Source organism: Streptomyces viridiviolaceus, assembly GCF_014650995.1.
GTDB lineage: Bacteria > Actinomycetota > Actinomycetes > Streptomycetales > Streptomycetaceae > Streptomyces > Streptomyces viridiviolaceus.
Window position 1 is genome coordinate 300,571 of the sequence record NZ_BMWA01000001.1, and the last position, 21,220, is coordinate 321,790.

Consider the following 21,220-nt stretch of genomic DNA (forward strand, 5'->3'; position numbering starts at 1 on the left):
TCAGCGGTCCTCGGCGCCTCCGCGCCCCCGCAGCCGGTGCACGGCCGCGCCGAACGCACCCGCGATCAGAAGGCCGCCGGCGACCAGGGCGGGCACGGAGTCGGTGAAGGCACCGCCCGCTCCGGCATGCACGCCGCCGGGCACCACCGCGTCCCGGCAGGACTCGGCGCCGTGCCCGCCGCGCTCCGCGCACTCGGGCTCGGTACCGCAGGACTCTCCCTTGTGGCCGCCGGACTCGGAACACGTGGGCTCGTCGCCGCAGGACTCACCCGGCTTCACGGACCCCCGGCACGCCGGCTCGGTACCGCAGGACTCGCCGTGCGGTGCGGGCAGGGGACCGGCCGCCGGGGCCCGCTCGGCGCACGGTTCGGCCTCGCCGTCCTCCTGCGGCGCGGTGAGCGGAGCGCTCCACGGCTCGCCCTCGTCGCCGGACGCCTCGGGGCAGGAGCCCTCGGCGGTCCGCGCCGGGTCGGGGCCCACCGCGTCCGAGGGCGCCTCGGAGGTGTCGGCCGCGGCTATGCGTGCCGTGCCCCGGTGGGCGGCCGCGGACGCCCCGGCCTCGCCGGCGCCCTCGCCCTCGGCTTCGCCGGTGCCCTCACCGACACCGGGGACCTCACGCGGCTCGACGGCGCCCTCACCCACACCCGGGACCTCACGCGGCTCGACGGCGCCCTCACCCACACCCGGGACCTCACGCGGCTCGACGGCGCCCTCACCCACACCCGGGACCTCACGCGGCTCGACGGCGCCCTCACCGAAGTCCTGCGACTCGGTGTCCGGGATCTCGGGCGGGGTGCCGCCGGCCGTGTCGCAGTCCTCCGGGACGGCGACGGTGCCGTCCGGCGCGACGCGGCCCGGGCCGGCCTCCGCGACCGCCTCACCTCCGGCCGGCGTCGGCGGGACGGCGGGCGCGACCCCTGCGCCTGCACCCAGGGCGGCACTGGCCAGGACGGCGACGGACAGGGCGCGGACGGTGCGGCGCATGCGGCGGGCTCCTTCGAGCGACGGCTGCGGGGCACGGCACTCGCGCCCCCTCCGGCCATCACAGCCCGCCCGGCACGGGGACGCGCGTCACCGTGCTCCGTTCGCGGGAGCGGGGCGCCCGGGAGGGTGACGTACGGGTTTGCAGCCCCCGCGGGCCGGTTCAGGCCGCCGCGTCCCGCAGCACCTGTTCCCGCACCCGGGTGCAGCACCGGCTGATCAGCCGGGAGACGTGCATCTGGGAGATGCCGAGCTGCTCGGCGATGCGGCTCTGGGTCATGTCGTCGAAGAACCGCATGTAGAGGATGGCGCGTTCACGCTCGGGCAGGGCGGCCAGGCGCTCCTTGACGGCCTCGCGGTCGACGACGGTGTCGAGGGCCGGATCGGGGGCGCCGAGGGCGTCGCTGAGCGAGTAGCCGTCCTCGCTGCCGGGGAGCTCGGCGTCCAGGGACAGGGCGGTGAAGCTCTCCAGGGCCTCCAGGCCCACCCGGACGTCCTCCTCGCTCAGCTCGGCGTGCTCGGCGATCTCGGCGACCGTGGGCCGGCGGCCGGAGATGGTCTGCGACAGGTCCTGCGCGGCGAAGCGGACGCGGTTGCGCAGGTCCTGGACCCGGCGCGGGACGTGCAGCGTCCACATGTGGTCGCGGAAGTGGCGCTTGATCTCGCCGGTGATGGTCGGCACGGCATAGCTCTCGAAGGCGTTGCCGCGTTCGGGGTCGTACCGGTCGACGGCCTTGACCAGGCCGAGGGCGGCGACCTGGCGCAGGTCCTCGTAGCTCTCGCCGCGGCTGCGGAACCGTCCCGCGAGCCGTTCGGCCATCGGCAGCCAGGCCTCGACGATCCGGCCGCGGATCGCTTCGCGCTCCGGGCCGTCGGGGAGCGTGGCGAGCCGGCGGAAGGCGTCGGCGGTGTCGGGGGCGTCGTCGTGCGGGTGCTTCGTGCTGACGTGCGTCGTCATGGTGCGTCGCAACTCCCTCGGAGTGCGGGATCCTGTCGTCGCGCCGGGCTGTGGCCCGGTCGGCGCGGCCGGGACGGGCGGCGCCCGGGGCTCGGAGCGCCTGAGCGGCGGGGTGGCGCCGGTGCGACGACACGGTCCTTGATTCGGGCGGTCACCGTGGAGGCGCCTCCGGGATCCGGACGGAGGCACCGTGGCGGCGTGGCCGCTTCCACGGACGTGCCTCCTGTCCGAAGCACTGCAATGTCGCCTGCCCCCGACCCCGTGCCGCAAACACCCGGCAGGTTTTCCGACGACGCCCGGGGTGACTCGTACGGCTGCTGTCGACTACACCCCACCCCGTCCGGGAGGTCCGTCACATGAGCACCAAGGTCTCCGACCACGTCCTGCAGCGGCTGCGCGAATGGGGTGTGGAGCAGGTCTTCGGCTACCCGGGCGACGGCATCAACGGCCTGCTCGCCGCCTGGGGGCGCGCCGACGACCAGCCGCGTTTCGTGCAGTCCCGCCATGAGGAGATGTCCGCGTTCCAGGCGGTCGGATACGCCAAGTTCAGCGGCCGTCTCGGCGTGTGCGCGGCCACCTCGGGGCCCGGCGCGATCCACCTGCTCAACGGGCTGTACGACGCCAAGCTCGACCACGTCCCGGTGCTGGCGATCGTCGGGCAGACCCACCGGACCGCGATGGGCGGCTCCTACCAGCAGGAGGTGGACCTGCACACGCTGTACAAGGACGTCGCCTCGGAGTTCGTGGAGACGGTGACCGTCCCCGAGCAGCTGCCGAACGTGCTGGACCGGGCGATCCGCACCGCGTACGCCCGTCGCTGCCCCACCGCGGTCATCATCCCCGGCGACGTGCAGGAGCTGGACTACTCGCCGCCGACGCACGACTTCAAGATGGTGCCCTCCAGTCTGGACCGCAGCGCGTGGACGGCGGTGCCCTCCGAGGAGTCGGTGCGGCGGGCCGCCGAGGTCCTCAACGCCGGTGACAAGGTGGCGATCCTGGTCGGCCAGGGCGCGGCCGGTGCACGCGAGGAGGTGGAGCAGCTCGCCGAGCTGCTCGGCGCCGGCGTGGCCAAGGCGCTGCTCGGCAAGGACGTGCTCAGTGACGAACTCCCCTACGTCACCGGCTCGATCGGGCTGCTCGGCACCCGGCCGTCGTACGAGCTGATGCGGGACTGCGACACGCTGCTGACGATCGGGTCGTCGTTCCCGTACTCGCAGTTCCTGCCGGACTTCGGCAAGGCGCGGGGCGTGCAGATCGACATCGACCCGCACATGGTCGGGATGCGCTACCCGTACGAGGTGAATCTCGTCGGCGACGCGAAGGCGACGCTGCAGCGGCTGATCCCGCTGATCGAGGACGGCCGCGGGCGCGAGTGGTACGACACGGTGTGCGACAACGTGACGCGCTGGCGCGGGGTGATGGAGCGGCGCGCGGGCCTCGACGCCGACCCGATCAACCCCGAGTACGTGGCCGCCGCGCTGGACCCGATGCTGCCCGCCGACGCGATCGTCACCTCGGACTCCGGGTCGACGGCGAACTGGTACGCCCGCCACCTGACCATGCGGCCCGGCATGCGCGGCTCGCTGTCCGGCACGCTGGCCACGATGGGCTGCGGGGTGCCGTACGCGATCGGCGCGAAGTTCGCCCACCCGGACCGGCCGGTGATCGCCCTGGTCGGGGACGGCGCGATGCAGATGAACGGGCTGGCGGAGATGATCACCGCCGCGAAGTACCGCGACCTGTGGGAGGACCCGCGCCTGGTGGTGGCCGTCTGGAACAACCAGGACCTCAACCAGGTCACCTGGGAGATGCGGGCCATGGAGGGTGCCCCGTCCTTCGTGCCCTCGCAGTCGATCCCGGACGTGCGCTACGCGGACTTCGCCCGCACGCTGGGGCTGACCGGCGTCCGGGTGGAGAAGCCGGAGGACGTCGAGGCGGGCTGGCGGGCCGGTCTGGAGGCGGACGGGCCCGCGGTGATCGAGTTCCTCACCGACCCGGCGGTGCCGCCGATCCCGCCGCACGCCACCTGGGAGCAGATGGAGGCGACGGCCGCCTCGATCCTGAAGGGCGACGAGGACCGCGGCTCGGTGGTCAAGCAGGGCTTCAAGGCGAAGGTGCAGGAGTTCCTGCCGGGCCGGGAGAAGAGCCGGGGCAAGAGGTAGGCGGGGCGGGCGCCGCCCCGCCGGCCGGTCCCGGGCGCTGCCGTTCGCCGACGCGCGCAGCGCCCGGGGTCACAGCCCGCGGATCACTGATTGCGGGACTGGGTGAAGCGAAGCATGTTGCCGGCAGGGTCGCGGAAGGCGCAGTCGCGGACTCCGTACGGCTGGTCGACCGGCTCCTGCAGCACCTCGCCGCCCGCGGCGCGGATGCGTTCGAAGGTGGCGTCGCAGTCGTCGGTCTCGAAGATGACGCCGCGCAGCAGGCCCTTGGCCAGCAGTTCCGCCATGGCCTGCTTGTCGGCGGGCGAGGCGTTCGGGTCCGCCAGGGGCGGTTCGAGGACGATGCTGACGCCGGGCTGGGACGGCGCGCCGACGGTCACCCAGCGCATCCCTTCGAATCCGACGTCGTTGCGCACCTCCAGCCCCAGAACGTCCCGGTAGAAGGCGAGGGCCTTGTCATGGTCGTCGACGGCGACGAAGCACTGCGAGAGCGTGATGTCCATGCGCTGCACGCTACGGGCGCGGCGCGGATCCGGCTTCTCCGTTCCTGACCGGTCGCGTGTGGATCTTGGCGATGCAGGCCGGGACGGCGGCGCCCTCGTCATGGTCGCGGGCCCGGTACGCGCTCGGGCTCTCGCCGACCAGCTCCGTGAACCGTGAGCTGAACGAGCCCAGCGAGGTACAGCCAACCTCGAAGCAGACCTCCGTCACCGACAGGTCGCCGCGCCGCAGCAGCGCCTTGGCCCGCTCGATCCGGCGGGTCATCAGGTAGCTGTACGGCGTCTCGCCGAAGGCGGCACGGAAGCTGCGGGAGAAATGGCCCGGCGACATCAGCGCGACGCGCGCCAGCGCCGGAACGTCGAGCGGCTCGGCGTACGCGCGGTCCATCAGGTCACGGGCCCGGCGCAGCCGGACGAGGTCCTCCAGCATCACCCGCCCACCATCCCACAGCGCCGGGCCCCGTGGGGGCCCGGCGCCGTGCGGGACGGCCCGCCGGCCGCGCGGCCTCGGTCAGGCGCCGACGTAGGCCGCGAGATGCTCGCCGGTGAGGGTGGAGCGGGCGGCGACGAGGTCGGCGGGCGTGCCCTCGAAGACGATCCTGCCGCCGTCGTGACCGGCGCCGGGGCCGAGGTCGATGATCCAGTCGGCGTGCGCCATGACCGCCTGGTGGTGCTCGATGACGATGACCGTCTTGCCGGCGTCGACGAGCCGGTCGAGCAGGCCGAGCAGGTGCTCGACGTCGGCGAGGTGGAGGCCCGTGGTCGGCTCGTCCAGGACGTAGACGCCGCCCTTGTCGGCCATGTGCGTCGCCAGCTTGAGCCGCTGGCGCTCGCCGCCGGACAGCGTCGTCAGGGGCTGACCGAGGCTCAGGTAGCCGAGGCCGACGTCGGAGAGCCGTTCGAGGATCTTGTGCGCGGCCGGTGTGTGGGCCTCGCCCGCGCCGAAGAACTCCTCCGCCTCCGTCACGGACATCGCCAGCACCTCGCTGATGTCGCGGCCGCCCAGGCGGTACTCCAGGACCGACGCCTGGAACCGTCTGCCCTCGCAGTCCTCGCAGGTGGTCGCGACGCCGGCCATCATCGCGAGGTCGGTGTAGATGACGCCCGAACCGCTGCAGGTCGGGCAGGCGCCCTCGGAGTTGGCGCTGAACAGCGCCGGCTTCACGCCGTTGGCCTTGGCGAACGCCTTGCGGATCGGGTCGAGCAGCCCGGTGTACGTCGCCGGGTTCGAGCGGCGCGAGCCGCGGATCGCGGTCTGGTCGATCGACACCACACCCTCGGCGGCCGGGATCGACCCGTGGATGAGCGAGCTCTTCCCGGAGCCGGCCACGCCGGTGACGACGGTGAGCACGCCGAGGGGGACGTCGACGTCGACGTCGCGCAGGTTGTTCGCCGTCGCGCCGCGGATCTCCAGCGTGCCGGTGGGCTTGCGCACGGTCTCCTTCAGCGCGGCCCGGTCGTCGAGGTGCCGGCCGGTGACGGTGCCGCTCGCCCGCAGGCCCTCGACGGTGCCCTCGAAGCAGACCGTGCCGCCCGCCGTGCCGGCGCCCGGCCCGAGGTCCACGACATGGTCGGCGATCGCGATCGCCTCCGGCTTGTGCTCCACGACGAGCACCGTGTTGCCCTTGTCCCGCAGTCGCAGCAGCAGCTCGTTCATCCGCTGGATGTCGTGCGGGTGCAGCCCGATGGTGGGCTCGTCGAAGACGTACGTGACGTCGGTGAGCGAGGAGCCGAGGTGGCGGATCATCTTCACCCGCTGCGCCTCGCCGCCCGACAGCGTGCCCGAGGCACGGTCCAACGAGAGGTAGCCGAGGCCGATCTCGACGAACGAGTCGAGGGAGTGCCGCAGCGCGGCGAGCAGCGGCGCGACCGACGGCTCCTCGATCCCGCGCACCCATTCGGCCAGGTCGCGGATCTCCATCGCGCAGGCGTCGGCGATGTTGACCTTGCCGATCCGCGACGACCGGGCCAGCTCGCTGAGCCGGGTGCCGTCGCACTCGGGGCAGGTCGCGAAGGTGACGGCCCGGTCGACGAACGCCCGGATGTGCGGCTGCATCGCCTCCCGGTCCTTGGACAGCATCGACTTCTGGAGCTTGGGGATCAGCCCCTCGTAGGTGAGGTTGACACCGTTGATCTTCACCTTGGTCGGCTCGCGGTACAGGAAGTCGTGCCGCTCCTTCTTCGTGTACTTGCCGATCGGCTTGTCCGGGTCGAAGAAGCCGGACTCGGTGATGACCCGCACCACCCAGCCGCCCCCGGTGTAGGTGGGGATGGTGAAGGGATCCTCGGAGAGCGACTTGGAGTCGTCGTAGAGCTGGGTGAGGTCGATGTCGGTGACCGTGCCCCGGCCCTCGCAGTGCGTGCACATGCCGCCGGTGCGGCTGAAGTCCACCTTCTCCGTCTTCGTCCTGTCGGCACCGCGGTCGACCGTGAACCCGCCGCTCGCCGAGACCGTGGCGACGTTGAAGGAGTACGCGCCGGGCGGGCCGATGTGCGGTTCGCCGAGGCGGCTGAAGAGGATGCGCAGCATCGCGTTGGTGTCGGTGGCGGTGCCGACCGTGGAGCGGGGGTCGGAGCCCATCCGCTGCTGGTCCACGATGATCGCGGTCGTCAGGCCGTCCAGGACGTCGACCTCGGGGCGCGCGAGTGTGGGCATGAATCCCTGCACGAAGGCGCTGTACGTCTCGTTGATCAGCCGCTGCGACTCGGCGGCGATCGTGTCGAACACCAGCGAGCTCTTGCCCGAGCCGGAGACTCCGGTGAACACCGTCAGGCGGCGCTTGGGCAGCTCGACGCTGACGTCCTTGAGGTTGTTCTCGCGCGCGCCGTGCACGCGGATCAGGTCGTGGCTGTCGGCAGCGTGCGGCTCGGACGCCGGTGTGTCCGTGTCCGTCCTTCTGGCCGGGCTCATCGTGTCTCCATCTGTAACGCGGGACCGCCTTCGCGGTCGGTCGGTCGTCGGCATCGCCTGGCCCGATCCAATCAGCACGGCGCGCCGGGACACCGCCGATCGGGCAACTCCGTCGTGGGGCTGGTGGGAGTCACGCTATGCGCGCGGAGGGGACGGCCGCTTCTCGATTCGTGACCGGTCCGGCACGGCGGTGCCTTCCCGGTCGGGCGCGCCGGGCCCGAGCCGCTTCCCGCCGTGCGGGCACGCCTACGCAGCGTGTCCGCCGGGGGCCCGGCGGCGCCGCCCGGCGGAATCGGACCCGACCCGTCCGGGTGAATCCGTGTCGGTCCGCGGTCTTCGGGTACGCGGTGGCCACCCCCGAGGATCTGGAGGGAGACATGCAGCGAGGCAGTGACCGGCTGAGTGTCCACCGAGACGACGAGATGAAGCACGAACTGCAGGGTCTGCTCAGGTCCGGGCACCCCACCCGCACCGAGGAGTGGAACGACCCGGAGCCGACCGCCGAGGACGACCCGGAGGTCATGTACGGCCCGGTGACACCGAGCCGCGGGCCGACCGTCCTGGAGACGCTCCGCCTGGAACTGGCCCGGAACCTGACCCGTGGCACCTTTCCCGCGAGCCCGCGGGAGCTGGCCCGGGCGCTGCGCCGCCGCAACGCGCCCGACGCCCTCGTCGAACGGCTGGAGCGACTGCCGGCCTCGGCACGCTTCGGCAACGTCCAGGAACTGGCGCAGGCCCTGACCGGGTCCGGGCAGTCCGGACCCGGCGGCCGGCCGGAGCGCGCCTAGGCGCGCGGGACCCGGGACCGTCAGGAGGCACGATGATGGCCCAGTACGTGAGGGACGTGATGACCGCGGGTGTGGTGGCCGTCCGCCCCGACGCCTCGCTGGTCGAGGCGGCGCAGCTGATGCGCAACCAGAACATCGGCGACGTGGTCGTCGCGGACGGGCAGGACGTCGTGGGCGTACTCACCGACCGTGACATCACGGTGCGGGCCGTCGCGGACGGCACCGACCCGCTGGCGGTGAGCGTCGACGCGGTCTGCACCCACGACCCGCTGGTGGTCGCCCCGGACGATCCGGTGTCGGCCGCGGTGCTCCTGATGCGTGAGAACGCCGTGCGCCGGCTGCCGGTCGTGGAGCACGGGCTGCCGGTCGGGATCGTCACCCTCGGCGACCTGGCCGAGGCCGAGGAACCCGGATCGGCGCTGGCCGACATCAGCCGTGCGGAGCCGGACGCCCGGGGAGGGACGTGAGGCCGGGCGCGTCCCGGCAGCCGGGAACGACCGACACGCACCGGCGGCGGAAGTCGCCGGTGCGGCACGAAAGGACGTGAGACAACGATGCGCATCGCATTTCTGACCGCGCCCGAGGGCGTCGAACAGGTCGAGCTGACCGACCCGTGGCAGGCGGCGAAGGACGCCGGCCACGAGCCCGTGCTCGTGTCGACGCGGCCGGGCGAGATCCAGGCCTTCGACCACCTCGACAAGGCGGACACCTTCCCCGTCGACGAGGTGGTGGGCGAGACGTCGGCGGATGCGTTCGGCGGGCTGGTGCTGCCGGGGGGTGTGGCCAACCCGGACTTCCTGCGGATGGACGACGAGGCCGTGGCCTTCGTGAAGGACTTCTTCGAGCAGGGCCGCCCGGTGGCCGCGATCTGTCATGCCCCGTGGACGCTCGTCGAGGCGGACGTCGTACGCGGCCGGGTGCTGACGTCCTGGCCGAGCCTGCGAACCGACATCCGCAACGCGGGCGGCACCTGGGTGGACGAACAGGTGAAGGTCTGCGACCACGGCCCCAACAAACTGATCACCAGCCGGAAGCCGGACGACCTGAAGGCGTTCTGCGAGACCTTCCTCGCGGAGTTCGCCGGGGCGGGCGGCTGAGCGGCCGACGACGACGGCGCTTCACCCACCGGGTCCGCGGGCCCGGTGGGTGTTGTCCGTTCCGGCGGCGTTCTCCGGACGGTCAGGTGCCGGGGGTCGCCGACTCCCCGCACGCGCGACCCCGGGCCCCTTCCCGGGTACGGCCCGCGGCGACCGGGCGCCGGGGGTTGCGGCGCAGCCACTCTCCCTCCAGCTGTGCCATGCGCTCGTTGTGGGCCCGCAGCGCGTCGTTCGAGCCGTACAGCAGTGTGTCGTGGCGCGTGCGGTGGATGGTCTCCAGCTCCTTCATGAGCTGCTGGTCGTCCAGGCGACCCGGGTCCACTCCGGTCATGGTGTCGTCCCGCGTGTCGTGTTCGTTCATGCGGTCCGGGTACCCGCCCCGGTGAGCACTACCACCCCCGAGGGCACCCGGGAGGGAGCCATGGATCTCGCGTTTCTGCATCCACTCTACGAACATCCGGGGCCGTGGGCCTCCGTGTACGTCGACCTCTCACGGCATGCGGAGGACACCCCGCACGAACGGGAACTGACGGCCGACGCGGTGGCCCGGGAGCTGGCGTCGCAGGGCGCGGACGACGCGACGTGCCGGGCCGTGCGGCAGGCGGTGGACGAGCTGCGCCACTCCACCGACCAGCACGGACGGGCCCTGTTCGCGTGCGCCGGGAGGGTGGTCCTGGACCCGCCGCTGGCACGCCCCCCGCGGGGTGGCACCTCCGCCCACTGGGCGCCGCTGCCGCATGTCGCGCCGCTGCTGGAGCTGGCGGGCGAGGACCCGGTGTGCGTGGTGGCGTACATCGACCGCAAGGGCGCGGACTTCGAGTTGCGCAGCGCGCTGGGCAGCGAGGACGCGGGCGGGGTGAGCGGCCGGCAGTGGCCGGTGCACCGCACCAGCAGCGTCGACTGGTCGGAGCGGCACTTCCAGTTGCGGGTGGAGAACACCTGGGAGCACAACGCGGCGGAGATCGCGGACGCGCTCGCCGTGTGCCAGGAGGAGACCCGCGCCGACCTGCTGATCCTGGTGGGCGACGACCGGGAACGGCGGTCCGTGCACGAACGGTTGCCGCGGAGGCTGCAGGACCGTGTGGTGGAGGCGCCGCACGGAGCCGGCAGCAGGCTCCTCGACGACGACGTGGAGCGGCTGCGCGACGAGCACGTGCGGGCACGGGCACGCGAGGAGCTGGACAGGTTCCTGGCCGCCCGCGCACCCGACGACGAGGGACGGGCCGCCGCGGTCGAGGGCGTGCCGGCGCTGATCGAGGCCGCCCGGGAGCACCGCATCGACGAGTTGCTGATCATCCCGGACGGTCCCGACACCCACCGCGAGGTGTGGATCGGCGAGGACGCCGACCAGGTGGCGGTGCGCCGTACGGAACTGAAGACGCTCGGCGAGCAGAACTCCTGGTCGGCCCGCGCGGACGATGCCCTGCTGCGCTCGGCCGTGATGACCGGCGCCCCGGCGATCTCCGTGACTGCGGCCCTGCCGCGGGAGGTGGAGGGCGACGCCCCGGTGGGCGGCCTGGGAGCGCTGCTGCGCTGGAGGTGACCGCGCGCCGGCCACCCGCCCCGGATGCCCGACGGGGCCGGGCCCGGGTCCGGCCGTGCGCGGCGAACACCGCCCGCGTGTCCGGCCCGGCGACCGCCCACCACGCCCTGCCAGGACCGCCCGCGTGCCGGACCGCAGGCCGCTCGCCCCAGGCCCGTGGCGGCTCCGCCGGGCACATGGCTGCCCCGGATGCCCGGCGGGGCCGGGCCCGGGTCCGTGCGTGACGAGCGCCGCCCGCGTGTCCGGCCCGGCGACCGCCCACCACGCCCTGCCAGGACCGCCCGCGTGCCGGCGCACCCGGCACCGGACCGCCGGGCGGCCGTCGCATGTGGCGTCACCGATCGCCGGGCCGTCCGTGGCCCCGCCGGGCGCCCGGGTCCGGCGTGTCCCTACCGCGCCCGCTCCACCCGCCGTTCGTCCCACACCGGCTCCGGCGTCTCGCGCACGCGGCCGTCGCTGCCGAAGACGAGGTAGCGGTCGAAGGAGCGGGCGAACCAGCGGTCGTGGGTGACCGCGAGGACCGTTCCCTCGAAGCCCTCCAGGCCCTCCTGGAGGGCCTCGGCGGATTCCAGGTCGAGGTTGTCGGTCGGTTCGTCGAGCAGCAGGGCGGTGACGCCCTGGAGTTCCAGCAGCAGGATCTGGAAGCGGGCCTGCTGGCCGCCGGAGAGCCGGTCGAAGGTCTGCTCGGCCTGCTGGGTCAGCTCGTAGCGGCGCAGCCGGGACATGGCGGCGCCCCGGTCCTGGGAGTGTTCGGTCCACAGGATGTCCAGGAGCGTGCGGCCCTCCAGCTCCGGGTGCGCGTGGGTCTGGGCGAAGTGGCCGGGCACCACGCGCGCGCCCAGCTTCCAGTTCCCGGTGTGCGCCACGTCGTCGCCGGCGAGCAGCCGCAGGAAGTGCGACTTGCCGGAACCGTTGGAGCCGAGGACGGCGACGCGTTCGCCGTAGAAGACCTCCAGGTCGAAGGGCTTCATCAGGCCGGTCAGTTCCAGCCCCTCGCAGGTGACGGCCCGCACGCCGGTACGACCGCCCTTCAGCCGCATTCTGATGTCCTGTTCACGCGGCGGCTCGGGCGGCGGCCCGGCCTCCTCGAACTTGCGCAGGCGGGTCTGGGCGGCCGCGTAGCGGGAGGCCATCTCGTGACTGATGGACGCGGCCTGCCGCAGCGTCAGCACCAGTTTCTTCAGCTGTGCGTGTTTCTCGTCCCAGCGGCGGCGCAGTTCCTCGAAGCGGGCGAAGCGCTCGCGCCGGGCGTCGTGGAAGGTGGCGAAGCCGCCGCCGTGCACCCAGGCGTCGGCGCCGGCGGGGCCCGGTTCCAGGGAGACGATCTTCTGGGCGGCGTGGGAGAGGAGTTCCCGGTCGTGCGAGACGAACAGCACGGTCTTGCGGGTCTCGGCGAGCCGCTCCTCCAGCCAGCGCTTGCCGGGCACGTCGAGGTAGTTGTCCGGCTCGTCGAGCAGCAGCACCTCGTCGGTGCCGCGCAGCAGCGCCTCCAGCACCAGCCGCTTCTGCTCGCCGCCGGACAGCGTGCGCACCTGGCGCCACTGGGCCTTGTCGTACGGCACGCCGAGCGCGGCCGTCGTGCACATGTCCCACAGGGTCTCGGCCTCGTACCCGCGCGCCTCGGCCCAGTCGGCGAGGGCCTGTGCGTAGTTGAGCTGGGCCGCTTCGTCGTCGACGGTCATGATGGCGTGCTCGGCGGCGTCGACGGCGCGCGCCGCCTCGCGGATCCGCGGCGGCGCGACGGACACCAGCAGGTCCCGTACGGTCGTCTCGTCCCGTACGGAGCCCACGAACTGCCGCATCACCCCGAGCCCGCCGCCGACGGTGACGGTCCCGCCGTGCGGTTTCAGCTCCCCGGCGAGCAGGCGCAGCAAGGTGGTCTTGCCCGCGCCGTTGGGGCCGACGAGGGCCACGACGGCCCCCTCCCCCACCCGGAAGGACACATCGCCGAGCAGCGCCCTCCCGTCGGGGAGGTAGTACTCCAGGTGCGCGGCTTCGAGATGACCCATGAGCAGCGATTGTGTGGCCCGGCCCGGCCCCCGGCAACCTCTTTTCACCGGTGCCGGGCCGTCGGCGGCGGGGCGTGGGCTCCACCCGCGTGACCGCCCGGCAGGAATCGCCGCCCGCCGGGTAGGCGGAACGCATGAGCCCCGACGTAGACCTGACCGCTCCGACGCCCGGCCCGCACCCCTTCCGCAACGGTTTCCTGCGGCTGGACCAGCGTGTGTTCGAGGCCGTGGCCACCCGGCACTGGCCCGGTGCCGATCCCCTGCTGCCCCGGCTGAGCCACAGCGCCAACCACGGTGTGCTGTGGTTCGCGGCCGCCGCCGCGCTGGCCGCCTCGCGCACGCCGCGGGCCCGCCGCGCCGCCGTGCGCGGGCTCGCGTCCCTGAGTCTGGCCTCGCTGACCATCAACACGCTGGGCAAGCGGACGGTCCGCCGTCCCCGCCCCGTGCTGGACCCCGTGCCGTTGGTGCGGCAGCTGAAGCGGCAGCCGATCACCACGTCCTTCCCCTCCGGGCACGCCGCGTCGGCCGCCGCGTTCGCCACCGGCGTGGCGCTGGAGTCCCCGGCCTGGGGGGCGGCGGTCGCCCCGGTGGCCGCGGCGGTCGCCCTGTCCCGGGTCTACACCGGCGTCCACTTCCCGAGCGACGTCCTGGCCGGTGCCGCACTGGGGGCGGGGGCTGCGTTCGCCGTGCGGGGCATGGTCCCCACGCGCGCCCAGCTCCTGCCGCCGGCCCGGCCGCGCGCCGACGTGCCCGCGCTGCCCGAGGGCGACGGCCTGGTCATGGTGGCCAACGTCGGCTCCGGCTCGGCGGACCGGGTGCGTGCGCTGTGCGAGGCGCTGCCGAAGGCCGAGGTCGTGGAGTGCGAGCCGCAGGACGTCGAGGCCGAGTTGGAGAGGGCGGCGGAGCACGCCCGGGTGCTCGGCGTGTGCGGCGGCGACGGCACTGTGAACGCCGCCGCCGAGATCGCCCTGCGCCGGGGGCTGCCCCTCGCGGTGCTTCCCGGCGGCACGCTCAACCACTTCGCCTACGACCTGGGCGTGGAGGACGTGCGGGATCTGTGCCGGGCGCTGGAGCAGGGCGAGGGCGTCCGCGTGGACGTCGGCCGGTTCACCTCCGGCGGGCGGCGGGGCATCTTCCTGAACACCTTCAGCCTCGGTGTGTACCCGGAGCTGGTGCGCGAGCGGGAGCGGTGGTCGCCCCGGATCGGATCCTGGCCGGCCGGTGTGCTGGCGGCCGTCCGGGTGCTGCGTGCCGACCGGCATCCGCTGGAGGCCGAGGTCCAGGGGCGCAGGCGCCCGCTGTGGCTGCTGTTCGCGGGCAACGGCACGTATCACCGCAAGGGCATCGCCTCGGGCCGGCGGCTCGACCTGGCGGACGGGCAGTTGGACGTCCGGGTGGTGCACGGCGGCCGGCGGCCGGCCCTGCGCCTGCTGTCCGCGGCCCTCGCCGGGCCGCTGACCCGCTCACCCGCCCACGCGGCGGTGCAGGTGGGCCGCCTGCACCTGACCGGTGTGGCCCCCGGCACCCTCCTGGCGTACGACGGCGAGCTCACCGAGACACGGGGCGATCTGACCCTGGAGAAGCTGCCCGAGGCGCTCACGGTCTACCGGCCCCTGCCCGTCGGCCGAGCGAATCCCGACGGCGCTTCCTGACCACCTTATCTGACGGATCGTCAGTCCATATTGCAAAATACGTGTCTCACTATGCGGGGCGCGGGCGTACGGTGATCCAGCCGCCGGGCGGGCCACCGTGCCCCGCGCACCGGCGTGTCACGATGCCGGGAGAGGGGATCAGCCATGCCGGAGCCGAAGCCGCGCGAGACCGCCGTGTACACGCACGGGCACCACGAGTCCGTACTGCGCTCGCACACCTGGCGCACCGCCGAGAACTCCGCGGCGTACCTGCTCGGCTCGCTCAAGCCCCACATGAGGATCCTCGACATCGGCTGCGGTCCGGGCACCATCACCGCGGACCTCGCGGCCCTGGTCCCCGACGGGCACGTCACCGGCGTGGACCGGGCGCCGGAGATCCTGGACCGGGCGCGCGCCACGGCGGCCGGGCGCGGCCTGGGCAACGTCGACTTCGCGGTCGCCGACGTGCACGCCCTGGACTACCCGGACGACACCTTCTGCGTGGTCCACGCCCACCAGGTGCTCCAGCACGTCGGCGACCCGGTGCAGGCGCTGCGCGAGATGAAGCGCGTCGCCAGGCCGAACGGGTTCATCGCCGTGCGCGACTCGGACTACGGCGCCATGACCTGGTACCCGGCGTCACCGGGGATGGACGACTGGCTGGACCTGTACCGGCGGGTGGCCCGGGCCAACGGCGGCGAGCCGGACGCCGGCCGGCGGCTGAGGTCGTGGGCGCTGCGGGCGGGGCTCACGGACATCACGGCGACCTCCGGCACGTGGACCTTCGCCACGCCCGAGGAGCGGGAGTGGTGGAGCGGCCTGTGGGCGGACCGCACCGTGGCGTCCTCGTACGCCGAGCGCGCCGTGGGGGGCGGACACGCGACCCCGGAACGGCTGCGGGCCGTGTCGGCGGCCTGGCGGGAGTGGGGAAATCGGGAGGACGGCTGGTTCAGCGTGCTGCACGGAGAAATTCTGTGCCGAAAGGAAGCCTGAAAGAAGCCTGATCTGTGAATTTCGGGAAACCAGTACGGCAGGAGGTTCACATTATGATTCCGCTTCTGCTCGTATTGCTTCTCGCGATCGTTCTGTTCGGTGTCGGCTTCGCCGTGAAGGCACTGTGGTGGATCGCTCTGGTGGTCCTGGTCCTGTGGCTGCTGGGCTTCCTGGTCCGCGGAACGACCGCAGGTGGCGGACGGGGCCGCTGGTACAGGTGGTGAGGCGGCTGCCCCGGGAGGCTCACTCCCGGGGCAGCAGCGGTCCGAGCGGCCCGAGGTCCAGGTTCAGGTCCTCGGGCCGCAGTCCGTAGCGCTCCCGCAGTTCGGTCATGCGGTCGTCGAGCAGCATCAGGGTGAGCCCGATGCGCTCCTCCTGCTCCTCACTCAGGTCGCCCTCGTCGAAGCGGCGCAGCGCCTGGCGCTCCATGAGCTGGCGCAGCAGTTCCACGACGGTCAGCACGAGCTTGACGAGGTCGCGCTCGACCGTGTCGGGCTCCAGGTCCAGCCGTTTGCGGCGTTCGGTCATGTCAGTCCCCCCACGGTGACGGGACGTTGGCGTTGACCGAGCTGATCAGCGCGTTCAGGTCGATGCGGACCAGGTCGACGTCCGCGATGCGCAGCGTGATGTCCCCGGTGATCACCACTCCGCCGGCCAGCAGCCGGTCGAGCAGGTCCACCAGGGCGATCTCACGGCGTTCTACGACGGTCACGTCCCCTCCCCCGCGTTTTCCTCGCGGGTGGTTTCCTCTCCGGCGAAGGAATAGGCGGCCCAGGGTCCGGTGAGTTCCACGCGAATTCCGGGGACGTCGTCCTTCGTCCGGTCCACCATTTCCACGAACTCCTCGGAAACGTCCCGTCGCACCAAATAGGCGGCATTGAGAACGTTCCGCCCGGCGGCACCGGAGAGCGTGGGATTCTGCGGTGCGTGCAGAGTGGCGTCGTCGGCCCGGGAGGACAGCGTTTCGTGCAGGCGCGTCGCCAGTTCCTCGGCCTTGGCCCACTGGTCCTCGTGCGCCCGCGTCTGCATGCGGCGCTGCCGCAGGTAGTCCCGGCCCGAGGTGGCCTTCCGCCCGGGCGGCGCGGGCCGCGCGGACGGCTCGGGCTCCGTCTCGACGTACACCTTGACGCCCCATTCCACCCGGCCTTCCAGCCGGTCGAGCGTGCGGCGGAAGTCGTCCTCCCGCTCCTCCATCATCACGCGCACCCCGCTGTCGTCCCGGAAGACGGTGGCCATCCGCAGCGGCAGCGGCGTGGTCACGGCGGTGAGCGCGTCGATGACCTGCTGGTGGGCGCGGGCGGTCGCCGCCAGCCAGTCCAGGTCCTCCAGGTGGGCCCGCAGCGCCTCCTCGGAGAAGTCCGCCTCGGGCACATGACTGACGACGGCGATCAGGCCGTGGTGGTTCAGCAGTCTCGGCGGGTCACCGGCCACGCCCGTCAGCTGGGCCTGGAGGGCCGCGCCGAAGGGGTGGCAGACGGCGTAGACGTACCGCAGTCCGCTCATGGTGCCTCCCTGGGTACGTGGCCCGATTCCAGCTCCCGCAGCCGCTCGCGCAGCGCGGCGTTCTCCCGGGTCAGTTCGTCGCGCCGGGCGCGCGAGGAGAGCGCCGGGTCGCTCTCCCACCAGTCGATGCCCATTTCCTTGGCCTTGTCGACGGAGGCGACGATGAGCCGCAGCTTGATGGTGAGCAGCTCGATGTCGAGCAGGTTGATCCGGATGTCGCCCGCGATGACGATTCCCTTGTCGAGCACCCGCTCCAGGATGTCGGCGAGGTTGGCACTCTGGCCCTGGCCGTAGGGCTCGGGCAGCCGGCCGGGTGTCGTCATCGACGGCTCCCGCGGGCGGCATACTCGTGCTCGTCCTCGTCCTCACCGTCTCTGTCGTAGTCCTCCTCGAACTCGCCCTCGGGGTACTCCTCCTCGTACTCCTCCTCGTCCTCGGGCTCCTCCTCGGACTCCTCCTCCGGCTCTTCCTCCGGCTCTTCCTCCTCGTAACGGGACTCCTCCTCGTCCTCGGGGGCCCCTTCCTGCTCCTTGCCCTCCTGCTCCTGCTCCTCCTCGGCGACCGCGTCCTCGTGGCTGCGGACGACCTCGCCGTCGCGGATCTCGCCGCGCCAGCTGTCCTCCGCCTCGCCCTTGAACGTGATGAAGCGGACGAAGTTCTTGAGGTCGAGCCGGGCCCGGCGCCCCTGGGCACGCCAGATGTTGCCGGTCTTCTCGAACAGGCCGGAGGGGTAGTACTCGATGACCAGCAGGACCCGGGTGAGGCTGTCCGCGAGCCGGTGGAAGGAGACGACGCCCTTCGTCGTGCCCTTGGCGCCCTCGGAGCTCCAGTGGATCCGGTCGTCGGGCACCTGCTCGATGGTCGTCGCCTTCCAGCTGCGGTTGGACCACCAGATCTTCGCCTGCCAGTCGGACGTCGTGTCGTCGGCGCGGTTGGCGCTCTTGACGCCCTTGGCGAAGGTGCTGAAGTCCTGGTACTGGGTCCACTGGTCGTAGGCGGTGCGCAGCGGTACGCCGACGTCGACGTACTCGATGATGACGGTCGGCTTCTGGCCGCCGCGGCGCTTGCGCTTGCTCTTGCCGCCGCCGCCGAGGTTCTTGAAGGCCCCGACTACGCTGTCCTTCACCTTGGAGCCGCCGAGCTCCAGCGCCGTCCGCATCGGGCCCTTGCCCTCGGCGAGCTTGCGTCCGCCGTCGAGGGCGAGCTTGGCGAAGCCGGGGCTCTTGCCCTCCGCGATGTCGTTGAGCTTGACGGTGGTCTCGCCCAGCTTGCGTCCGGCGCCGACCAGCAGGCGCTGGGCCTGGGCGGCGAGGTACTCCTGCACCTCGGCCTTGAGGCGGTCGGCCGCCTCACTGTGGGCCAGGTCGCCGAGGGGGTTCTTCTTCGCCGCTCCGCCTGCCGCGGATGCCGCGGATCCGAGGGTCTCCGTCATCGTTCACCGCCGCCCTTCGGCAGTCCGGCGCTCCGGGCACCGCGGGCGGCGCTCCTGGTACCGGCTGTCTTCTTCCAGGCCGCCTTACCGGCGGGCTGTGCCTTCTTGGCCGCCGTCTTCCCTGCGGGTGCCTTCGCGGCCGCCTTCTTCGCGGCCGCCTTCTTGGCAGGCGCCTTCTTGGCAGGCGCCTTCTTGGCGGCCTTGCGTGCCTGAGGCGGAGCCTTCTTCGCGGGCCGGCCTTCCCGGTCGCCCCGCCTGCCGGACTCGCCCTCGGGCTCGTCGTCCTCCTCGTCCTCGGCGCCCCGCGGCTCCTCCTCGCCCTCGGCGCCCCGCGGCTCCTCCTCGTACTCCTCCTCGTCCTCGGCGCCGGATTCCGCCTCGGCACCGACACCCGGCACCTTGGACGCCACGCCCGAGAGCTGGTCGCGCACCTGGGCGGTGCGCCCGTGGAGGCGGTCGGCGAGCGCGTCGATCTGCCGCTCGACCATGGCGCCCGAGGCCGCCTTGCCCACGCCGCGCAGGTCTTGCCGCAGCTGGTCCCCGATCTCCTTGAACTGCGGATTGTTCTGCAGCTGCTGGGAGACCAGGTCCGCGACCCCGCGCGGGGTCAGGTTCATCTTCTTGCCGGCCACCATGCTGCCCACGGCGACCGCGAGCTTCAGTTTCCTGGTGCGTCCCAGCAGATATCCGGCCCCTACCGCGAGGCCGATTCCCACACGATTCATGGTGCCGTCCCGTTGCCTGTTCCCGCGCTGCCGCGCGTAGCGATCTCCAGCCGGTCCAGGAGCTCGTCCTCCTGCCGGTCGAACTCCTCCTCGGTGATCTCTCTGGCCTCCAACTGCTCTTCGAGCCGGGCGAGTTCGGCCCGGATCGTGGCGGGGTCGTAGTAGATCCGCTCGGCCTCCCGGAGCAGCTGTCTGATGGCCCACCCGCTGCCGCGCACCGGAGCGAACGGCAGCAGCAGGACCTCGGAGATCAGTCCCACGTCGCTCACCCCGCTCCGGTGTCCGCGCCGCCTGCCGCGGTGCCCGCGGGCTGGGCGGGGCCGGGTTCGACGAAGCTGTACGGCGGCAGCGGACCGTTCACGCGCACCTCCAGGTGCGGCAGCTCACTGCGTGCCCGCTCCACGGCGGCCAGGAATTCCTCGGCCGAGGACCGGTTCACCAGGAACGACACGTTGGCGAGCCAGCCCGTGGACTCGGGGCCCACGCTGACCGCGTCGGCGGCCGGCTCCAGCAGCCGCTCCAGCGCGCCGGCGTCCTCGGACTCCTTGGCCTTGACCGCCGAGGCGACCATCTCGCCCAGCTGGATCTTGCTCTCGTAACTGCCGCCGCCGGACTTCCGGTTAGACTCCGCGAGGGCACGGATCTCCGGGTTCTCGGCCATCACGTGGTGCAGAACGGCTTCCTCGACGTGGTTGGCCTTGACGTTGTACTCGACGCAGCCGTCCAGCGCCCGCAGACGCTCCCGGTAGTGCTCGGCCCGCTCGGCGAGCACCGCGGTGACCGCCTGGTCGTCGGGGGCGATGCTGCCGAACCGCATGGGCAGCACACAGCCGGCGGCGCCCACCTCGCTGAGCACGTTCTGGTGGGCGAGCAGCTCCCTGCGCTTGGGCCGCAGCCCCTCGGGCGCGTCGCTGACGACGGCCGCCAGCTCGCCGGCCTTGAGGATGCGCACCGGGAGCGGCGGGTCGCCGACGCCTCCCATGCCCTCGGGGAGCGCGGGATGCGAATCGGCGGTGATGCCGTAGACGTACGTGCTCACTCCTGCTCCTCCTTCCTGCGCGGGGCCGTGGTCCTGCGGGCCCGCGGACGCGAGGTCTCACGCTCGGAGCCCTCTTCGCGGGCCTGCTTGAAGGCGTCGGATATGGTCTCGGCGGCGCCGGACAGTGCCCCCTTGGACTTGCCGCGCGCGCCGGACTCGGTGATCTCGCCGACCAGGTCGGGCAGGCCCGGGGCCTTGCGCGGCCCGGCTTCGAGGTCGAGCCGGTTGCACGCCTCGGCGAAGCGCAGATAGGTGTCGACGCTGGCGACGACGACGCGTACGTCGATCTTCAGGATCTCGATGCCGACCAGGGAGACGCGCACGAATGCGTCGATGACGAGCCCCCTGTCCAGAACAAGCTCAAGTACGTCGTAGAGGCCGCTGCTGCCGCCTCCGCCGCCGGTCTGTTGTGCCGGTACGACAGTCATGCCGGTTGTTCCTCCTTGTCTGTGGGTGTGGGTCCGGTCGGGCGGCCTAGCGGCCGCCGGGCCTGCGCGCCTCGGCCCGCCCGCGCTCGTAGCGCCGGACGCGCCGGTAGCCGGTGAGCTCCCCCTGGGAGTCCAGCTCCACCTCGTAGCTCGCCATCAGGCTCATCGTGTCGGGAACCCGCTCGAGTTCGAGGACCTCGACCTCCAGGGACCAGCCCTCCTCCGTCTGCTCGAAGGACGACACGGACTCGGCGGTCATGCCGGTGAGCTCCGCGAGCTGGGCGCGCGCCTGGCGCAGCACCTCCATCGGGCTCAGCCTGTGGTCCGCCGTGCTGTTGTGTGCGTTACTGGTGTTACTGCTGTTGCTTCTGGCTTCAGTGGGCTCTTGAGGGCTCTGTGACTTTTGTGAACTTTGTTGCGAACCCTGCGATTCGGACGTGTTCTTCGTGTTCGACATGGCCACCTCCCCCTCCGTGTGGCCGCAAGTGTGTTCGCCAAACCTCCACGACCGCGGGCATCTGCC

At 72.4% G+C, this 21,220-nt stretch carries 25 protein-coding genes; 8 read left to right on the forward strand and 17 right to left on the reverse strand.

The window, feature by feature from the left end:
- Complete coding sequence (locus tag IE260_RS01160) at positions 1-984, reverse strand: hypothetical protein (protein WP_189868713.1); 984 nt, start codon at positions 982-984, stop codon at positions 1-3.
- Positions 985-1,144: 160 nt separating this feature from the next.
- Complete coding sequence (locus IE260_RS01165; RefSeq protein WP_189868501.1) at positions 1,145-1,939, reverse strand: RNA polymerase sigma factor SigF; 795 nt, start codon at positions 1,937-1,939, stop codon at positions 1,145-1,147.
- Positions 1,940-2,295: 356 nt separating this feature from the next.
- On the opposite strand from IE260_RS01165, the gene IE260_RS01170 reads away from it, so the two are divergent.
- Positions 2,296-4,101: a thiamine pyrophosphate-requiring protein gene (locus tag IE260_RS01170; protein ID WP_189868502.1), complete on the forward strand. Its 1,806-nt coding sequence runs from the start codon at positions 2,296-2,298 to the stop codon at positions 4,099-4,101.
- Positions 4,102-4,184: 83 nt separating this feature from the next.
- Here the strand turns inward: IE260_RS01170 and IE260_RS01175 are convergent, their stop codons facing one another.
- From IE260_RS01175 to IE260_RS01185, 3 genes are all read right to left on the reverse strand, one after another.
- On the reverse strand, positions 4,185-4,601 hold the full coding sequence (locus tag IE260_RS01175; protein ID WP_189868503.1) for a VOC family protein: 417 nt from the start codon (positions 4,599-4,601) through the stop codon (positions 4,185-4,187).
- A 10-nt stretch (positions 4,602-4,611) separates the two neighbouring features.
- Positions 4,612-5,028: a helix-turn-helix domain-containing protein gene (locus IE260_RS01180; RefSeq protein WP_229880293.1), complete on the reverse strand. Its 417-nt coding sequence runs from the start codon at positions 5,026-5,028 to the stop codon at positions 4,612-4,614.
- An 81-nt stretch (positions 5,029-5,109) separates the two neighbouring features.
- A complete protein-coding gene (locus tag IE260_RS01185; RefSeq protein WP_189868505.1) occupies positions 5,110-7,509 on the reverse strand; it encodes an ATP-binding cassette domain-containing protein in 2,400 nt (799 codons plus the stop codon).
- 377 nt (positions 7,510-7,886) lie between these two features.
- Between IE260_RS01185 and IE260_RS01190 the strand changes: the two genes are divergently transcribed.
- The 3 genes from IE260_RS01190 to IE260_RS01200 all read left to right on the forward strand — a co-directional run bounded on the left by IE260_RS01190 (position 7,887) and on the right by IE260_RS01200 (position 9,394).
- Positions 7,887-8,297, forward strand: coding sequence for a DUF2795 domain-containing protein (locus tag IE260_RS01190; RefSeq protein WP_189868506.1), 411 nt, complete (start codon positions 7,887-7,889; stop codon positions 8,295-8,297).
- Positions 8,298-8,332: 35 nt separating this feature from the next.
- Positions 8,333-8,764, forward strand: a complete 432-nt coding sequence (locus IE260_RS01195; RefSeq protein WP_189868695.1) for a CBS domain-containing protein — start codon at positions 8,333-8,335, stop codon at positions 8,762-8,764.
- Between the two features lie 87 nt (positions 8,765-8,851).
- Positions 8,852-9,394, forward strand: a complete 543-nt coding sequence (locus tag IE260_RS01200; protein ID WP_189868507.1) for a type 1 glutamine amidotransferase domain-containing protein — start codon at positions 8,852-8,854, stop codon at positions 9,392-9,394.
- An 82-nt stretch (positions 9,395-9,476) separates the two neighbouring features.
- Here the strand turns inward: IE260_RS01200 and IE260_RS01205 are convergent, their stop codons facing one another.
- Positions 9,477-9,755, reverse strand: coding sequence for a DUF6158 family protein (locus IE260_RS01205; RefSeq protein ID WP_189868508.1), 279 nt, complete (start codon positions 9,753-9,755; stop codon positions 9,477-9,479).
- A gap of 60 nt (positions 9,756-9,815) precedes the next feature.
- Between IE260_RS01205 and IE260_RS01210 the strand changes: the two genes are divergently transcribed.
- The gene (locus IE260_RS01210) at positions 9,816-10,937 is read left to right on the forward strand and encodes a baeRF2 domain-containing protein (protein WP_189868696.1); all 1,122 of its coding nucleotides are present in this window, start codon (positions 9,816-9,818) and stop codon (positions 10,935-10,937) included.
- Between the two features lie 389 nt (positions 10,938-11,326).
- Here IE260_RS01210 and IE260_RS01215 read toward each other — a convergent pair whose 3' ends face one another.
- Complete coding sequence (locus IE260_RS01215) at positions 11,327-12,946, reverse strand: ATP-binding cassette domain-containing protein (protein WP_189868509.1); 1,620 nt, start codon at positions 12,944-12,946, stop codon at positions 11,327-11,329.
- A 134-nt stretch (positions 12,947-13,080) separates the two neighbouring features.
- Between IE260_RS01215 and IE260_RS01220 the strand changes: the two genes are divergently transcribed.
- From IE260_RS01220 to IE260_RS01230, 3 genes are all read left to right on the forward strand, one after another.
- Positions 13,081-14,598, forward strand: a complete 1,518-nt coding sequence (locus IE260_RS01220; protein ID WP_189868510.1) for a bifunctional phosphatase PAP2/diacylglycerol kinase family protein — start codon at positions 13,081-13,083, stop codon at positions 14,596-14,598.
- A 144-nt stretch (positions 14,599-14,742) separates the two neighbouring features.
- Complete coding sequence (locus IE260_RS01225) at positions 14,743-15,570, forward strand: class I SAM-dependent methyltransferase (protein WP_189868511.1); 828 nt, start codon at positions 14,743-14,745, stop codon at positions 15,568-15,570.
- Positions 15,571-15,623: 53 nt separating this feature from the next.
- A complete protein-coding gene (locus IE260_RS01230; protein ID WP_189868512.1) occupies positions 15,624-15,794 on the forward strand; it encodes a hydrophobic protein in 171 nt (56 codons plus the stop codon).
- A gap of 19 nt (positions 15,795-15,813) precedes the next feature.
- Here the strand turns inward: IE260_RS01230 and IE260_RS01235 are convergent, their stop codons facing one another.
- From IE260_RS01235 to IE260_RS01280, 10 genes are read right to left on the reverse strand one after another with little or no spacing between them, the layout of a single operon-like run.
- A complete protein-coding gene (locus IE260_RS01235; RefSeq protein ID WP_189868513.1) occupies positions 15,814-16,098 on the reverse strand; it encodes a gas vesicle protein K in 285 nt (94 codons plus the stop codon).
- 1 nt (position 16,099) lies between these two features.
- Positions 16,100-16,282: a gas vesicle protein gene (locus IE260_RS01240; RefSeq protein ID WP_189868514.1), complete on the reverse strand. Its 183-nt coding sequence runs from the start codon at positions 16,280-16,282 to the stop codon at positions 16,100-16,102.
- Positions 16,279-17,073, reverse strand: a complete 795-nt coding sequence (locus IE260_RS01245) for a GvpL/GvpF family gas vesicle protein (RefSeq protein ID WP_189868515.1) — start codon at positions 17,071-17,073, stop codon at positions 16,279-16,281. The genes IE260_RS01240 and IE260_RS01245 overlap by 4 nt, the downstream gene beginning before the upstream one ends.
- Positions 17,070-17,396 carry a gas vesicle protein gene (locus IE260_RS01250; protein WP_189868516.1) on the reverse strand — a complete coding sequence of 109 codons (327 nt, stop codon included), beginning with the start codon at positions 17,394-17,396 and terminating at the stop codon, positions 17,070-17,072. Before IE260_RS01250 ends, IE260_RS01245 begins: the two co-directional genes overlap by 4 nt.
- Entirely contained in the window at positions 17,393-18,505 is a 1,113-nt protein-coding gene (locus IE260_RS01255; protein ID WP_189868517.1) for an SRPBCC family protein, read from the reverse strand. The genes IE260_RS01250 and IE260_RS01255 overlap by 4 nt, the downstream gene beginning before the upstream one ends.
- The gene (locus IE260_RS01260; RefSeq protein WP_189868518.1) at positions 18,502-19,230 is read right to left on the reverse strand and encodes a DNA primase; all 729 of its coding nucleotides are present in this window, start codon (positions 19,228-19,230) and stop codon (positions 18,502-18,504) included. Before IE260_RS01260 ends, IE260_RS01255 begins: the two co-directional genes overlap by 4 nt.
- On the reverse strand, positions 19,227-19,490 hold the full coding sequence (locus IE260_RS01265) for a gas vesicle protein GvpG (RefSeq protein ID WP_189868519.1): 264 nt from the start codon (positions 19,488-19,490) through the stop codon (positions 19,227-19,229). Before IE260_RS01265 ends, IE260_RS01260 begins: the two co-directional genes overlap by 4 nt.
- A gap of 5 nt (positions 19,491-19,495) precedes the next feature.
- Positions 19,496-20,269 carry a GvpL/GvpF family gas vesicle protein gene (locus IE260_RS01270; protein ID WP_189868520.1) on the reverse strand — a complete coding sequence of 258 codons (774 nt, stop codon included), beginning with the start codon at positions 20,267-20,269 and terminating at the stop codon, positions 19,496-19,498.
- Positions 20,266-20,697, reverse strand: coding sequence for a gas vesicle structural protein GvpA (locus tag IE260_RS01275; RefSeq protein ID WP_189868521.1), 432 nt, complete (start codon positions 20,695-20,697; stop codon positions 20,266-20,268). The genes IE260_RS01270 and IE260_RS01275 overlap by 4 nt, the downstream gene beginning before the upstream one ends.
- Positions 20,698-20,743: 46 nt before the next feature.
- A complete protein-coding gene (locus IE260_RS01280) occupies positions 20,744-21,154 on the reverse strand; it encodes a gas vesicle protein GvpO (protein WP_189868522.1) in 411 nt (136 codons plus the stop codon).
- Positions 21,155-21,220: the final 66 nt, after the last annotated feature.

Coding starts and splice junctions, on each gene's coding strand:
- IE260_RS01245 (WP_189868515.1), bottom strand. CDS start 17,073: ATGAGCGGACTGCGGTACGTCTACGCCGTCTGCCACCCCTTCGGCGCG.
- IE260_RS01230 (WP_189868512.1), top strand. CDS start 15,624: ATGATTCCGCTTCTGCTCGTATTGCTTCTCGCGATCGTTCTGTTCGGT.
- IE260_RS01205 (WP_189868508.1), bottom strand. CDS start 9,755: ATGAACGAACACGACACGCGGGACGACACCATGACCGGAGTGGACCCG.
- IE260_RS01235 (WP_189868513.1), bottom strand. CDS start 16,098: ATGACCGAACGCCGCAAACGGCTGGACCTGGAGCCCGACACGGTCGAG.
- IE260_RS01260 (WP_189868518.1), bottom strand. CDS start 19,230: ATGAATCGTGTGGGAATCGGCCTCGCGGTAGGGGCCGGATATCTGCTG.
- IE260_RS01210 (WP_189868696.1), top strand. CDS start 9,816: ATGGATCTCGCGTTTCTGCATCCACTCTACGAACATCCGGGGCCGTGG.
- IE260_RS01200 (WP_189868507.1), top strand. CDS start 8,852: ATGCGCATCGCATTTCTGACCGCGCCCGAGGGCGTCGAACAGGTCGAG.
- IE260_RS01185 (WP_189868505.1), bottom strand. CDS start 7,509: ATGAGCCCGGCCAGAAGGACGGACACGGACACACCGGCGTCCGAGCCG.
- IE260_RS01175 (WP_189868503.1), bottom strand. CDS start 4,601: ATGGACATCACGCTCTCGCAGTGCTTCGTCGCCGTCGACGACCATGAC.
- IE260_RS01220 (WP_189868510.1), top strand. CDS start 13,081: ATGAGCCCCGACGTAGACCTGACCGCTCCGACGCCCGGCCCGCACCCC.
- IE260_RS01190 (WP_189868506.1), top strand. CDS start 7,887: ATGCAGCGAGGCAGTGACCGGCTGAGTGTCCACCGAGACGACGAGATG.
- IE260_RS01275 (WP_189868521.1), bottom strand. CDS start 20,697: ATGACTGTCGTACCGGCACAACAGACCGGCGGCGGAGGCGGCAGCAGC.
- IE260_RS01180 (WP_229880293.1), bottom strand. CDS start 5,028: ATGCTGGAGGACCTCGTCCGGCTGCGCCGGGCCCGTGACCTGATGGAC.
- IE260_RS01250 (WP_189868516.1), bottom strand. CDS start 17,396: ATGACGACACCCGGCCGGCTGCCCGAGCCCTACGGCCAGGGCCAGAGT.
- IE260_RS01195 (WP_189868695.1), top strand. CDS start 8,333: ATGGCCCAGTACGTGAGGGACGTGATGACCGCGGGTGTGGTGGCCGTC.
- IE260_RS01225 (WP_189868511.1), top strand. CDS start 14,743: ATGCCGGAGCCGAAGCCGCGCGAGACCGCCGTGTACACGCACGGGCAC.
- IE260_RS01165 (WP_189868501.1), bottom strand. CDS start 1,939: ATGACGACGCACGTCAGCACGAAGCACCCGCACGACGACGCCCCCGAC.
- IE260_RS01280 (WP_189868522.1), bottom strand. CDS start 21,154: ATGTCGAACACGAAGAACACGTCCGAATCGCAGGGTTCGCAACAAAGT.
- IE260_RS01215 (WP_189868509.1), bottom strand. CDS start 12,946: ATGGGTCATCTCGAAGCCGCGCACCTGGAGTACTACCTCCCCGACGGG.
- IE260_RS01255 (WP_189868517.1), bottom strand. CDS start 18,505: ATGACGGAGACCCTCGGATCCGCGGCATCCGCGGCAGGCGGAGCGGCG.
- IE260_RS01160 (WP_189868713.1), bottom strand. CDS start 984: ATGCGCCGCACCGTCCGCGCCCTGTCCGTCGCCGTCCTGGCCAGTGCC.
- IE260_RS01170 (WP_189868502.1), top strand. CDS start 2,296: ATGAGCACCAAGGTCTCCGACCACGTCCTGCAGCGGCTGCGCGAATGG.